The 14,144-nt window shown below is 32.3% G+C and carries 14 protein-coding genes; 1 reads left to right on the top strand and 13 read right to left on the bottom strand.

The features are described 5' to 3' along the window. Positions 1 to 44: 44 nt before the first annotated feature. Positions 45 to 524, top strand: a complete 480-nt coding sequence (locus Q4548_RS09880; RefSeq protein ID WP_303454358.1) for a GNAT family N-acetyltransferase — start codon at positions 45 to 47, stop codon at positions 522 to 524. A 290-nt stretch (positions 525 to 814) separates the two neighbouring features. On the opposite strand, the gene Q4548_RS09875 is transcribed toward Q4548_RS09880, so the two are convergent. The 13 genes from Q4548_RS09875 to Q4548_RS09815 form a co-directional block, all read right to left on the bottom strand. Next, positions 815 to 1,423, bottom strand: a complete 609-nt coding sequence (locus Q4548_RS09875) for a superoxide dismutase (RefSeq protein WP_303454356.1) — start codon at positions 1,421 to 1,423, stop codon at positions 815 to 817. Positions 1,424 to 1,499: 76 nt separating this feature from the next. Then, positions 1,500 to 1,913: a DUF523 domain-containing protein gene (locus Q4548_RS09870; protein ID WP_303454355.1), complete on the bottom strand. Its 414-nt coding sequence runs from the start codon at positions 1,911 to 1,913 to the stop codon at positions 1,500 to 1,502. Beyond that, entirely contained in the window at positions 1,910 to 3,247 is a 1,338-nt protein-coding gene (locus tag Q4548_RS09865) for a glycosyltransferase 87 family protein (RefSeq protein WP_303454353.1), read from the bottom strand. The genes Q4548_RS09870 and Q4548_RS09865 overlap by 4 nt, the downstream gene beginning before the upstream one ends. Positions 3,248 to 3,296: 49 nt before the next feature. Next, positions 3,297 to 4,919 (bottom strand): cellulose synthase family protein, encoded by a 1,623-nt coding sequence (locus Q4548_RS09860; RefSeq protein ID WP_303454351.1) that lies wholly within the window; start codon positions 4,917 to 4,919, stop codon positions 3,297 to 3,299. A 2-nt stretch (positions 4,920 to 4,921) separates the two neighbouring features. Beyond that, entirely contained in the window at positions 4,922 to 5,614 is a 693-nt protein-coding gene (locus tag Q4548_RS09855; RefSeq protein WP_303454349.1) for a glycosyltransferase family 2 protein, read from the bottom strand. After that, positions 5,607 to 6,470 carry a toxin-antitoxin system YwqK family antitoxin gene (locus Q4548_RS09850; protein ID WP_303454347.1) on the bottom strand — a complete coding sequence of 288 codons (864 nt, stop codon included), beginning with the start codon at positions 6,468 to 6,470 and terminating at the stop codon, positions 5,607 to 5,609. Before Q4548_RS09850 ends, Q4548_RS09855 begins: the two co-directional genes overlap by 8 nt. Continuing rightward, positions 6,463 to 8,124, bottom strand: a complete 1,662-nt coding sequence (locus Q4548_RS09845; RefSeq protein WP_303454345.1) for a 4Fe-4S dicluster domain-containing protein — start codon at positions 8,122 to 8,124, stop codon at positions 6,463 to 6,465. The genes Q4548_RS09850 and Q4548_RS09845 overlap by 8 nt, the downstream gene beginning before the upstream one ends. Positions 8,125 to 8,195: 71 nt before the next feature. Beyond that, on the bottom strand, positions 8,196 to 9,527 hold the full coding sequence (locus Q4548_RS09840; protein ID WP_303454343.1) for an NAD(P)/FAD-dependent oxidoreductase: 1,332 nt from the start codon (positions 9,525 to 9,527) through the stop codon (positions 8,196 to 8,198). Positions 9,528 to 9,832: 305 nt separating this feature from the next. Beyond that, positions 9,833 to 10,987, bottom strand: a complete 1,155-nt coding sequence (locus Q4548_RS09835; protein WP_303454341.1) for an iron-containing alcohol dehydrogenase — start codon at positions 10,985 to 10,987, stop codon at positions 9,833 to 9,835. A gap of 234 nt (positions 10,988 to 11,221) precedes the next feature. Further along, positions 11,222 to 11,527, bottom strand: a complete 306-nt coding sequence (locus Q4548_RS09830; RefSeq protein WP_303454339.1) for a hypothetical protein — start codon at positions 11,525 to 11,527, stop codon at positions 11,222 to 11,224. Positions 11,528 to 11,544: 17 nt separating this feature from the next. Continuing rightward, positions 11,545 to 12,513 carry an arsenosugar biosynthesis arsenite methyltransferase ArsM gene (gene arsM / locus Q4548_RS09825; protein ID WP_303454338.1) on the bottom strand — a complete coding sequence of 323 codons (969 nt, stop codon included), beginning with the start codon at positions 12,511 to 12,513 and terminating at the stop codon, positions 11,545 to 11,547. 1 nt (position 12,514) lies between these two features. After that, positions 12,515 to 13,330 carry a purine-nucleoside phosphorylase gene (locus Q4548_RS09820; RefSeq protein WP_303454337.1) on the bottom strand — a complete coding sequence of 272 codons (816 nt, stop codon included), beginning with the start codon at positions 13,328 to 13,330 and terminating at the stop codon, positions 12,515 to 12,517. Between the two features lies 1 nt (position 13,331). Beyond that, positions 13,332 to 13,940 (bottom strand): TIGR04282 family arsenosugar biosynthesis glycosyltransferase, encoded by a 609-nt coding sequence (locus Q4548_RS09815; RefSeq protein WP_303454336.1) that lies wholly within the window; start codon positions 13,938 to 13,940, stop codon positions 13,332 to 13,334. Positions 13,941 to 14,144: the final 204 nt, after the last annotated feature.

Here is a 14,144-nt window from a genome sequence, read left to right as displayed (position 1 = left end):
TGTAATGAGTAGTGTTTATATTTATACCTATAAAATTTTTAGAAATGAATTGTTTAGTAAGAAAGGGAGAATTAAAAGATGCCAAAGCAATCTATTCTTTGATTGAAGAATTGGCTGTGTTTGAAAGAGAACCAGAAGCAGTAGAAGTAACTCTAAAAGATATTGAAGAAGACGGATTTGGGAAATTTCCTAAATTTGAGGTTTTTGTAGGGGAAATTGATGATGTTGTGGTTGGAATGGCTTTGTTTTATTATAGATATTCTACTTGGAAAGGAACAACTATTCATTTAGAAGATTTAATTGTTAAAGAGGCTGCTAGAGGAAAAGGAATGGGAAAGTTATTGTACAACCAAGTTTTAAAATATGCACAAGAACAACAACTAAGGAGAGTTGAGTGGGCAGTGTTGGATTGGAATACTCCAGCAGTAGATTTTTATGAAAATTCAGGAGCAGTGGTTTTTAAAGACTGGAGAGTTGTACAAATGGATCAAGAGCAGTTGAAAACTTATGTAGAACGTCTATAAATTACAGTTATACTGCGTGATGACTGATTTGAATAATGAATATTTTAAGACAAGAAAGAAACACTTTGAAATAAGAAAGAAAGCGCGTAGACGAAAAAAATCATTCACGAATAAGTTTGTTAAGCTAACATTTTTGATTTTGCTTTTAGTTTTTTATTATTTATTCAAGTCTCATTTGAATGTTAAAATCTTAAAGAATAAATCTCAGGATATAGAAGTAAATAAGTAAACATAAAAAAGCTCCTAGAACAAAATTCTAGGAGCTTTTAGTTTTATAAAGAAACTAAAAATTATTTAGCAGCTTCGTAGTTTGCCGATACAGCATCCCAGTTGATTACATTAAAAAATGCATTGATATAATCTGGTCTTCTGTTTTGGTAATTTAAGTAGTAAGCATGTTCCCATACATCCAAACCTAAAATTGGTTGGTTACCACAAGTTACACCTGGCATTAATGGATTGTCTTGGTTTGGTGTAGAACAAACGTTCACAACACCTCCTTTAGCAACACATAACCAAGCCCATCCAGATCCAAACTGAGTAGCAGCAGCGTTAGAAAAAGCATCTTTAAATGCTTCAAAAGATCCAAAAGCAGCATCAATAGCCTCAGCCAATGCTCCTGTTGGTACACCACCTCCGTTTGGAGACATTACAGACCAGAATAAGTTGTGGTTGTAAAATCCTCCACCGTTGTTACGAACAGCTCCGTTAGTCATGTCTAAACCTCCTAAGATCTCTTCAATAGATTTTCCTTCTAAGTCTGTTCCTTCTACAGCTCCGTTTAATTTTGCTGTATAAGCAGCGTGGTGCTTTCCATGGTGAATCTCCATAGTTTTAGCATCAATATTTGGTTCTAATGCATCAATTGCATAAGGTAATTTTGGTAATTCAAAAGCCATTTTCTTGTTGTTTTTATTGATTCGTTATCAAAGATAACTAACTAATTTTTTTTAATGAAATTTATATGGATTTCTTTTAGATCTCGTTTTCTGTGTAGATTTTTATCTTGTTTTCTTTTAAGACTTTACAGAAAATACCATCATCATTTGTTAGCTTTCCTGTAAAAGAACCATCGTATATTTTTCCACAGCCACAAGAAGGTGAATTTGATTTTAGAATGGCTTCAGTACAATCGTTTTTAAGAGCTATTTGTAATGCTTTTTGAGCTCCTTTTTCAAACGCCTTGGTAACATCTATTCCGTTTTTGTTGATGATTTTTTCTCCTTGTTTTTCTGCAGGAATTCTAGGTGTGGGTAAGCCTCCAAGTTCTTCAGGACAAACAGCAATTGCTTTTCCTTCTTCAATCAATTGAGCTATGGTTTGATGTTTTTTTGCTTTTCCATCAAATCTACACGGAATTCCTGCCAAACATGCGCTTACTAGTTTCATGATCTTAATTTAGAAATTAATTTCCATTGAGTCAATTCCACAACCATCCAACCTAAAACTAGGATGTATTCCAGTCCTACTAACCATAAATTTTCATGATATTTACTACTAATATATGCGCTATAACTTAATACAATGGCATAAGACCAAACCAAAGGAAAGTTGAATTTTGTAAATAAACTTAAAAACAAAGGAATGGCAATGTACCAAGGGTGAACTATGCTAGATAAAAAATAATAACTACAAATGATCCACAGCATACTCGTAAATAAGATTGTTTTTTTTTCGTTTTTTCTCACAAAAGAAATTAACAATGTGATTGCAATAATGATCAATGGAGTGATGCGACCTACTGTGTGAATGATATTGTATCCCTTTATACGATAACCAATTTCTCTAACGATGTAATAAATACTGGCATTGAATTCAAAATTTTGAAAGTACAATTCAATACTAGACATAAAATTATCAATCAAATCTTGACTTAAAAAAGGAAGAAATAAAAGAACATTGATACTACAAACAATACTACCGTAAATGAACCATTTTTTAAATCCCAATTTTTTATAAAAAACAGGAAGAAATATCAGTGGAATCAATTTGATAGATACAGCAGCTGCAAATAAAATGGCAGACAAGTTGTTCTTCTCTCTGAAAAGAAAATACAAACTTGCAGCTAAGAAAGCAATCATCATTCCCTCATAATGCAAGTTGCCTGTCAATTCAATAATGATAAATGGATTTAGAAAGTACAAGAATATTTTTCTAGAATCTAGTTTAAAATGTTTCAATAGTTTGAATCCAAAATACAGTGTTACCAAATCAGACAAAATCAAAGTAATTCTTAAAACAATTGTGCTTGTTAATAAGTGATTGGGAGCAAATAATGCTGGAATTCCAAATGCAAATTGATTTAATGGTGGGTAGCAAGTATAATGACTTCCGTTCATCGTTCCCATTCCTTGATACAATGTTGATCCTTCAGCTATTAGATTAGGATTGTTTTCTGGAAGAACTAAATATGGGTTGATTCCATCTAACAAAGCCCTACCATCCCATAAAAAACGATAAAAATCATCGGAAAGATTTGGGGTTGCAACTAAAAAAATAAATCGAAATAAAACACCTATAATGAGAAGCGTTCTGTTACTGAGATTGCTGTACTGATACAAAATAGCAAATCCAATAAAAAGTAGTGAGTAGTAGCTTAAAACTTTAGGGAAATTGGTTCTAACGGTAGTATATGCAAATAAATAATAACTTATAATAGAAAGTAAAATGACCAACAAAGTGTATCTGTTAGTCATTTTAAATGTATTTGAAAATAATTTCATTTAATGAGATTTGTATGCTCTTTGTCGATAGAATAGTTGCTTTTTTACATTAAACTTTCTTAAAAACAGATTTGTGAAAAATAAATCCAAATCCTAAAAATAGCATGATGTGGAAAATTAACATTCCAGAGTCAAAAGGCATATACCATTCATTAGCACTAAACAAGGTTTTGGAGTTGAAAGTATAATTAGTGTCTTTGTTATTGGTACCAATATAACGGACCAACCAAGCACTCATAATTCCAAACAAAAAGTACAAGCATAGTATTCCTTCATAAACTACGTTTTTTGAAGGTTTTTTAAGAAGGTATTTGTTTTTTTTCCAACTGTCTTTAAATGTACTGATGTTGAACTTTGGTGTACGTACAAAATCACTTCTTTTTCTTCGGTGCCCTTCAATTACAGCTCCAGAGTTGTTTAGAGACAAGCCCATGGCAACACTAAAAAAAGTGAAAAAAGTACGTGTGTATTTGAGAAAAAGTTTGAAGCCACTTTGCTGTCTCACATTTTTATAAACATACCAATAGCAGATAAAAAATATCAAAGTACTTAAAGCAAAAAAGCTCATGGCTATAAAATAGACTCTAAAATCTGAATAATAGTTTTTAATGTACAGCATAGGTACACTTAACAAACCAACTATAAACACGTTTAAGAACATGGTACTATTTAGCAAATGCAAAACACAGTGTGCTTTTGTTTTAAAAGGAAGTCCAGAATTTATGATTTTTCGGAACATTTTTTGAAAGTTTTCAGCACCTCCTTTGTTCCATCTAAATTGTTGTGAGCGTGCAGCACTAATTACAATAGGCAATTCAGCAGGTGTTTCCACATCTACCAAATATTTAAAAATCCAACCCTTTAGTTGGGCACGATAGCTCAAATCCAAATCTTCAGTTAATGTGTCTCCTTCCCAGTTTCCAGCATCGTAAATGCATTCTTTACGCCAAATTCCGGCAGTTCCATTAAAGTTGATAAAATGTCCCTTGGCATTTCTACCCATTTGTTCTAAGGTAAAGTGTGCATCCAAGGCAAAAGCTTGTATTTTGGTCAATAGCGAATAATCTCTGTTGATGTGTCCCCAACGAGTTTGTACCACTCCAATTTTTTCGTTTTTAAAATAAGGAATTGTTTTGTAGAGCCAGTTAGATTCTGGCAAAAAATCAGAATCAAAAACAGCAATAAATTCTCCCTTGGCAGTTTTCAGCCCTTCTTTTAGTGCTCCAGCTTTAAAACCTTCACGATTGGTTCTGGTGATGTGGACAATGTCCAATCCTGTTTGTGCCAATTTATCAATTCGTTCTTTAGTTTTGATGACAGTTTCATCAGTAGAATCGTCTAAAACTTGAATTTCTAGTTTCTCTCTAGGATACTCAATTTGCGCTATGTTTTTTAACAAACGTTTCATTACGTATTTTTCGTTAAAAACAGGCAACTGAATGGTTACGTAAGGAATTTCATTAGGATTTTTTAAATCGTATTGTGGACAAGATTCTTTTTCCTGGTTGTTTTTCTTAACGGCTCTTAAATAATTGAACAATAAATTTAATTGAGCCAAGGCATAAAAGAGAACCATCAACAAAGATATCACATAGACAATCATTAAAAACCAACTCAGCGTGAACCAGAAATCAAATTCATTACTTAATATTGCCAAATATATACCTCCCATTATTATTTAAAACTGTATTTAAAAATCCAAGTTAATATTTTAATTCCTGCAAAGATAGTCCCTTTTACTGTACCTGAAACCTTTGATACACCAATTCTTTTACGATATCTGACAGGAATTTCTATGTATTTTAAATGTTTTTTTATTGCTTTGAGTTGCATTTCTATGGTCCATCCGTAGGTCTTGTCCTCCATTTGTAAATCTAGCAAACAGGAATATTTAATAGCTCTGAAGGGACCAAGGTCTGTAAATTTTGCCTTAAAAAACAAGCGCATTAAAAATGTAGCCAATCCATTTCCAAAAATTTGTTGAGGAGTCATGGCTCCTTTTTCTAGTTGACTGTTGTTTCTAGAACCAACTACAAAATCATAATTTTGTGTTGTAATAGGTGAAATAAGTTCTGCTATTTGTTCTGGATAATCAGAATAATCACCGTCTAAAAATACAATAATGTCAGGATTTAATTCATTCTCAGCAATGTATTGTATTCCTTTTAAGCAAGCATATCCATACCCCATATTGGGTTCTAGTAACACTGTAGCACCTGCATTTTTAGCTACTATAGCAGTGTTGTCTGTAGAATTATTGTTAACTACAATGATTTTGTTAACAATAGATAAAGGAATGTCCTTAATGACATTGGCAATAGATTTATCTTCGTTAAAAGCAGGTATAATAACAATTACTTTATTCATGTATTTTTAGATGATCTTTTCTATAGGAATTCCAATCGCTCCATTCGTTTTTTTGAACTCCTTTTTGAAAGTATTGCCCTTTGATAATTTTATTTTTTTTGTAATAGATACAATAACCGTTTTTTAGATTTTCTTTAAATTCACATTTGTGTGATAGTTTTCCCAGACTGTTGAAAAAAATCCACCAATTGTTTTTTTTACCATCTTTAAAATTTCCCTCTTCTACAAGTATTCCCTTATCTGAAAACAGGTGCCAATATCCGTCTTTTTTTCCATTCTTAAAATTCCCAGATGCTATGATAATATTATGATTTGTGTAAAACTCCCAAAAGTCATGTTTAAGGTTATTTACATACCAACCTTGAGTTTTTAATTTGCCGTTAAGATGGTAAGTCTTTTCATGAAATTTAGCAGGATTATGATATTCTCGTTGATAGATTAGTTGATCATTCTTGTAATATTCCCAAGAACCTATTTTTTGATTTGATTTGTAATTTCCTACGGAGTCTAAATGATTTTTGTTAGTATATTCCCATAAACCTTCTTTGATATTGTTTTTATAATGTCCTTTTCCAATTGAATGATTTTTAGAATATTCTATCCAGAATCCTTTTTTTTGTTGATGAGACATCCAACCTTCTGCGATCAAATTTCCTTGTTGATTGTAATTTCTTTGATAATAATCAGGGGAATCTTGCGTAAAAGTTTTCCAATATTTAATAGGATGATTGTTGTTTGTATACCATTCATGTTGTACACATCCATCTTTAAAATACTCTTGATGCAAAACTTCCTTTTGTTGTGCATTTACAATAAAAGGAAGCAGTAAAAGCATATGTAAAAAATGTTTAATCATTCTTTTTTGTCATGCTCAATAAATCGATATCATTTCCTAAAAGTACTTCTTTAATTTCTGTTCTAGAGCTTCCTGTATCTTCTCCATTTTCTAATTTTAAGACTCCACGAGGACAAACAGCAGAACAAATTCCACAACCTACGCAAGAGGAACGTACAATGTTTTGACCTTTTTGTGCATATGAACGGACATCAATACCTTGTTCACAATACGTAGAACAATTTCCGCAAGAAATACACTGACCTCCATTGGTGGTAATTCTAAATCTAGATTTAAAACGTTGAACCAATCCTAAATAAGCTGCTAACGGACATCCAAAACGACACCAAGTTCTATTTCCTAAAATAGGGTAGAAACCTGTTCCAATTACTCCCGCAAATATAGATCCTATAAAAAATCCGTACCAAGTCTGAATGTCATATCCTGAAATTCCAAAAGCAACTTCTTTCCAGCTTGGGATTTCTGCCAAGTATAAATATAAAGTCAATCCTGTCATCACAATTGCAAAAAGCAAAACACCATGAATCAGCCATCTTTCTATTTTCCAAGAAAACAAAGATTTATCTGACAATTGACGGTAAGGATCTCCTAAAGTTTCAGCCAATCCTCCACAACCACAAACCCATGAACAATACCATCTTTTTCCGTAAAAATAGACCATTACAGGAACCACTACTAGGGTTAGTACAATTCCCCAAACAAACATAAAAATCCCTAGGTTTCCACTTTCTATCAAACCATCAATACTCCAATCAAAAAAGAAAGTATAGTTTAATGGCCAAGCATTTTTAAAATCAAACCAAGGTTTGTTAAAAGCCACTAATATTTCTGGAATTAAAAAAGCAAAGGCTATTTGAAAGAACAAAACCACTGCTGTTCTAATCATTTGGTATTTGTTATGACGGTATTTGATAAACATTCTCACTGCAAAAACAGTCATTACCGAGCAGTACATAAATCCGTATAAAAACCACTGACTGGCAGGGCTTCCATCATTAGGTTTTCGTTCTACATTAAAAAATGTTTTAACAAATTCATTTAAACCTTCACTAACTCCATCTACAGCCAAAATTGGGTTGATGATATAATTAGGGAAAAAGTATAAGAAAAAGTAAAAAGCAATAAAGAAGAATGCAGTGATGAAACCAATAATCCCTCTATTGGTAGCACTGTGTTGAAAAATACCATTGTTTTTAATTCCTGCAGGTCCTAACAATTTGTAATCAGGAAGAAACACAAGCAAACCTCCAATAATAGTAAAACCAAAAGTGATGAAAAACCAAAGTGTAGTATTGTTTACAAACCAACCTGTAGCACTGTTTCTTATTAACGGATAAATATATTCCTTAGAAGTTTTGTTCCATTTAAGATGTATAATTTTATCCCAAGCTATTTCTTTTTCACTCTTTATTTGTTCGTTTGATGCTTTGGCATTTTCTATAATAATGTTAGACAATTGCCAAGAACTCATTTCTTGATTTACAAGATCATTTTTAGTGTTTTCTATAAACACTTCACTTTTAATTCCTTTGCTTTCAATCCAGTTTTGATAAGCTTCTGGAGTTACTTTATACGTTCCCGTAAAAATACTTCCTATAAAAAAGGCAAAACCTAAAAAGGTTAGAACGTATCCTATATTTTTAATTGTTTTCATTTGATGATGTTGAAGGGTTGATTTGTTTAATTGCTGAGTAGAATTTTATTTTTGATGATTGACTAAACAATTCAACTTGTTTGAAAAATCCTTTTCCAACTTTTCTTTTTAGCAACTAAACTAGTTCCGTTTTCAGTATTAAATTTTTGAATGATTTCACGTTCATGTTGAACGTAAAATTCAGGATCAAAATTGGCATCTTTTAAATGTTCCAAAACATATTCAATAGTTCTATTCTCAGTTAACCACTTATCAAACACATTGTGTCTCATGCGAATTCCAAAGTTGTTGATTCCTATAAATGCTTTGGTGTTTTTATCGTAATTAATGTGGATACATTTTTTACCATCTTTGTGTTCCCAGTAAAAACGAGCTTCGTTCTCTCTGGGTTTTGCCCAAATCCATCCGTAGGTTTGGTATTCTATATCTAAAAATTTAGCGGAATTAAACCAATGTCCAGGTTGATAATCACTAGGTGTTCCACAAATGGTTCTCGCTACAGTTTCACCCATCATTCTACCTGTATACCACACGGCTTCAATAGGTCTACGTTCTCCGATACCTTCGTGTTGTTCTGCACAGTCTCCAATGGCATAAATATTAGGAATGTTGGTTTCTAGTTTTCTATTCACTTTTACTCCTCTTCCTAATTCAATTCCAGAATCTTTTAAAAAATCTACATTAGGACTCACTCCAGCCGTTAAACCTACCAAATTACAAGCTATAGTTTCTCCTTTGTCTGTAATGATGGCTTTGGCTCTCCCATTTTCATCCGAAAGAATTTCCGTCATGCTGGTTGCCAATCTTAAATCTATATGATGTTCTTTGATGTGTTTATTAATCATTTCAGATTCTCCTGGCGGTAGTACTCCATTCCAAAAACTAGCTTCACGAACTAAAAAAGTTACAGGGATGTTTTTAGAAACCAACATTTCTGTCATTTCAATTCCAATCAATCCACCACCTACAATTACTGCTCGGGTACAATCTTTAGAGTACTCGGTAATCGTGTCTAAATCTTGTTTAGAATACATTCCGGTTACCGCTTTTAAATCTTGTCCAGGCCATCCAAATTTGTTGGGTTTAGAACCTGTTGCAATAATTAAATCATCGTAAATTAATGTTTCCCCATTGTTTAGAACCAATTCTTTGGATTCGGTGTTTACTTTGTTTACAAAAGCTTTTACCAATTCAATTCGATTCTTTTTCCAAAACCAATTTTCATAAGGTTGGGTGTGTTCAAATTTCATGTGTCCCATAAAAACATACATCAATGCAGTTCTAGAAAAGAAATAATCAGTTTCACCAGAAATAATAGTGATTTTATGATCTGATTTTTTACGGATATGCCTAGCAGCTGTGACACCTGCAATTCCATTTCCAATAATTACAATGTTTTTCATGGGATTAAATTTGAATTATGTATCAATTTACAAGCATTCTGTCGCAAGTAACTCCAACTACTTAATAAAAAGATTCTATTTATAACATCTTTAAATAAGATACTACATCAAAAAATGCAATGTCTTTATTTGTGTAGAATATATCCGAAGCATTTTAATAAAAAAGATTTGTTTTGAAGTAGGGCAATTTTTAGAGACATATCTTCTTATACAAAACAAAAAACCACCTATTTGTACAAGGTGGTTTTTATTGATATAATGTAGATCTCAAAATGAATTCTAGTAATGTATAATTTTTTTTAAGCTTACATAGCTGCTTTGTAAATGGCAATGGTATCTTCTAAAGTTACTTCTCTTGGGTTTCCACCAGTACACACATCAGCTAAGGCATTTTTAGCCATTTCTTCAAAATCTTCTTCCTTAACACCAAGTTCTCTTAATCCAGAAGGAATACCAACCGATTTAGATAATGCTTTAATAGCTTCAATAGCTGCATTAGCCCCTTGGGTATCACTCATTTCTAAAACACAAATACCCATAGCTCTTGCTACTTTTTTCATTTTATGAGCACATGCTGGAATGTTAAATTGTTCTACGTGTGGTAGTAAAATTGCATTGGCAACACCATGTGGTAAATCATACATTCCACCTAGTTGATGTGCCATTGAGTGTACATAACCTAAACCAGCGTTAGAAAATGCTTGTCCAGCTATAAATTGTCCCCAAGCCATTTTACTTCTAGCTTCTAAATCTTGTCCATTCACAACTGCTATTTCAAGACTTTGTGAGATAAGTTTGATCGCTTCTAAAGCCAAAGCATCAGACCAACCAAAGGCACCTTTTGTTACGTAAGTTTCAATAGCATGTGTTAAGGCATCCATCCCTGTAGCTGCTGTTAATGAAGCTGGTTTACCTAACATTAAAACAGGATCGTTTACAGCAATAGAAACCAAACAGTTTTTATCTACCATTACCATTTTTATATGTCTTACTTCATCTGTAATAACATAATTAATGGTGACTTCACTTGCAGTACCTGCTGTTGTATTAATTGCAACAATAGGTAGTGAAGCTTTTTTAGATAAATGAATTCCTTCATAGTCTCCAATATTTCCACCATTTGTAGCAAGAATTCCAATAGCTTTTCCACAATCTTGAGGAGATCCTCCTCCAAGTGTTAAAATAAAATCACATGAATTTTCTTTCAATAATTCTAAACCATCATTTACATTTTTAACTGTTGGATTTGGGTGTACATCGTCAAATACGACTACTTCTATATTAGCAGCTTTTATAACATCTAATACTTTTTGTGCAACACCTAGTTTTACTAAAACTTTGTCTGTAACAAAAAGTGCTTTTTTATATGGTAGGGTACTTAATTCTTCTCCTAAATCATTTAATGCTCCGGGCCCTATTAAGCTTAAAGGGGGTAAGTAAATTCTTCGGTTTTGTAACATTTTTGTATATATTAAATAGTTAATTAATACATACAAGTTACTCCATTGTTAGTTCCTTTCTTATGATTTTTATCACACTTGATAGCGCTTTTTTGGGATTGTTATAAGTAGGGTGTTAAAGGAATGAAACTGTATTGTTTATTAGTGTTAGTGAGGAGAATTAGGTTTGAATTATGAAATTAATAAGTGTTTTCAAAAACAAACAAAACCTCAGTTACTAACCGAGGTTTTGTTTTATAATTTTTCTCCTTTATAGAGGTAGCTAGATTTTATAGATTCATCTTTTAAATGATTAAAGGATATTCTTTTAGAATCTTCTAAATAGTTTTTAAAATCATGGTCAGATGGAAAAGAAAGTAAATGAATCTCATAAGGTTGCTCATCAGTAGAATTACCAATGTAATTTTCGCTAGTTGGTCTTAAGCGATACATTAAAACTCCCTTGTATTCTTTAAGAATAGGAAGTACAGTGTTTTCATATTCTTGAAAAACAGTTTCTTTTCCTTGTTTTACAAATAACAATGCTGTTAAGTAAATCATGATTTAAAAGGGTTTAATTAACAACATCCTCCACCATCGTAATGATAGGTAGATTCTGAAAAATAAATATCGTCTCGCCCTAAATCTTTCAACGCTTGTGCTGTTTTATCGCAAATAGCTAAAGGTTGATTTTTTAACAACGTATGTCCTTTTCCGTCATCAAAAAAGTCTTGTTCACCATAATAAATGGCAGCTTTTCCTGTAAAAATACAAGGACCATCTTCTGGCATAGGATCTTTAATGGCTGCTACTTCTATAGATTCAATATAAATCAACTCTTCCGTAGGGTAATTTTTAGGATCTAAAACTCTATAAGGTTTCCTAGCTCTAATTTCAATAGTTCCAAAACCAGCATCTGTTAACGCTTTTACATAGTCAGCAATAGGTAAACTACCACTTAAACACAAAGCACGTAAACGCTCATCATTACGTAAAGTATCATTCATAGGTTGTTCGCAAGTAGGATCACTCATTACCAAACGCCCATGAGGCTTTAATACTCGGTACATTTCATCAATAGCTTTTTTTAAATCTTCTGCTTTAAAAATATTAAACAAACAGTTTTGTGCAGCCACATCAATAGAATTATCTTTTACAGGTAAGTTAAGAGCATCTCCTTTTCTTAAATCCACAAATTCTTTTTGAAACCAATCATTTTTTTCTTCTGCTTCTATAAAGTTTTTGGCAGATGCTTCTAACATTTCATCCACCACATCAATTCCAATGACTCCTTGTTTTTGACGAGAAAAATATGCGAATTGTAACAACTCCATTCCGCCACCAACACCAACGTATAATATTTTTGGACTACGAGATAAATCACGAGCATGAACCGTAGATCCACAACCATAATTCATTTCTTGCATAATTTTAGGAATGGTTAACCCCGGCAATTCCCAAATAGGATTGGTGGTACAACACAAACCAACATCAGGAGTTAAGGCAGCTTCTTTATATACATTATGTGTGGTCTCTAAATAGCTCATTTTATAGGGTTTTAAGTAATTCTTTAAAAAGAATAGTTAATTGTGGTTCTGCTTTGGCAGCCATTTCAAAAATTTCTGGAATGTTAATTGGTTTTAAATTCTCAGGATCACATTCGTCTGTTAATACAGAAATGGCTACGCAAGGCAATCCAATTTGATTGGCTACAATCACCTCCGGAACGGTACTCATTCCCACAGCATCGGCACCAATAATTTTTAAATACTTGTATTCTGCTCTAGTTTCTAGCTGAGGTCCAACTACAGAAGCATATACTCCTTTGTGCAAGTTTATGCCGTTGTTTTTTGCAATGTTTTCTATTTGCTGATTCATGGTTTTATGATAAGGAGCAGACATATCTACAAAAATATTCCCAAATTCTTTTGCATTTTTAAAAGCTAAAGGGGAACCTCCTTGTAAATTTATATGATCATCAATTAACATTAATTCTCCTTTATTAAAGTTTAAGTTAATAGCTCCGGCAGCATTAGAAATTAATAATTGTTTTGCTCCCAAGGCTTTTATAACTCTAACTCCGTAAGTAACTTCATTAAAATTATAACCTTCATAGACATGAAAACGACCATTCATTACCACAACATCTTTGCCTGCAAGTGTTCCAAAAATAAGTTTTCCTGCATGAGATTCTAATGTAGCAGAAACAAAATGAGGAATATCAGTATATTCAATTTCATGAGTAATACTTATTTCCTTAACCAATTGTCCTAACCCTGTTCCTAAAATAATTCCAATTTGTGGTGTTTTAATTCCTTTTGATTGTAAAAAATCAACACTTTCTTGAATGTTTTCTAAGGTCATATTATTTGTAGTTTTTTACGTGATGAAATAAATCAGAATCTTCTTCAATATCTTCTAAATAGTCGATGTCATTTAACTCATCTAAAATGGCTACATCTTCGTCTGCTAAATCTAAAAAAGTGTCTCTTAACACAGTGTCTGTTCCCCATTCTTTGTTAGTGAAAACATCGGTTCTAGGTTCGTTTAAACCTAATAAATAATAACCTCCATCTTCGGCAGGACCAATTACAGTTTGCTGTTTTACGTGCTCAAAGGCATCTTCTATAACTTCTTTAGAAAGTGTGTCTACATCACTACCAATAATTACAATTTCTAAATATCCGGCACCAAAACCTTTAAAAACGGCAGATTGCATTTTTTGTCCTAAATCTCCTTCTGCTTGAATCATTTTCATGAATTCTCCATCGTCCCATAAATCATCAAATTCAATTTCATCGGTATAAAATACCCACTTATCTACTTCTAAATCTTTGGTGATTTGATGTGTGTGTACTAGCAAATCATTATAAACTGCTAAAGCTACTTCATCAGAAGTTTCTTTGGCTAATCGAGTTTTTACTTTACCTAGTTCAGGTCTGCGAGTAAATATAATTAAGAGTTGATTGCTCATTTTTTTTGTAAAATTTTAAAAAATCTAAATTATGGAATATTAGGGAAAGCGGGCTAGTTCTTTCCATTTTTGATGTTATTATGTTTTCTGTCTTATTTTCTAATAAAAGCTTACAATGGTGTTTATTTTGTAAGTTTTTAAAGTATAAAAGACTTAAAAGTGTGATTAAATATTTAGTTATTATGATAATAAGATGGTTCAGTA

Source organism: Wenyingzhuangia sp. 2_MG-2023 (assembly GCF_030548295.1).
GTDB lineage: Bacteria > Bacteroidota > Bacteroidia > Flavobacteriales > Flavobacteriaceae > Wenyingzhuangia.
The sequence above is the reverse complement of the archived record's forward strand: the minus strand, read 5'-3'. Positions and strand labels throughout refer to the sequence as shown.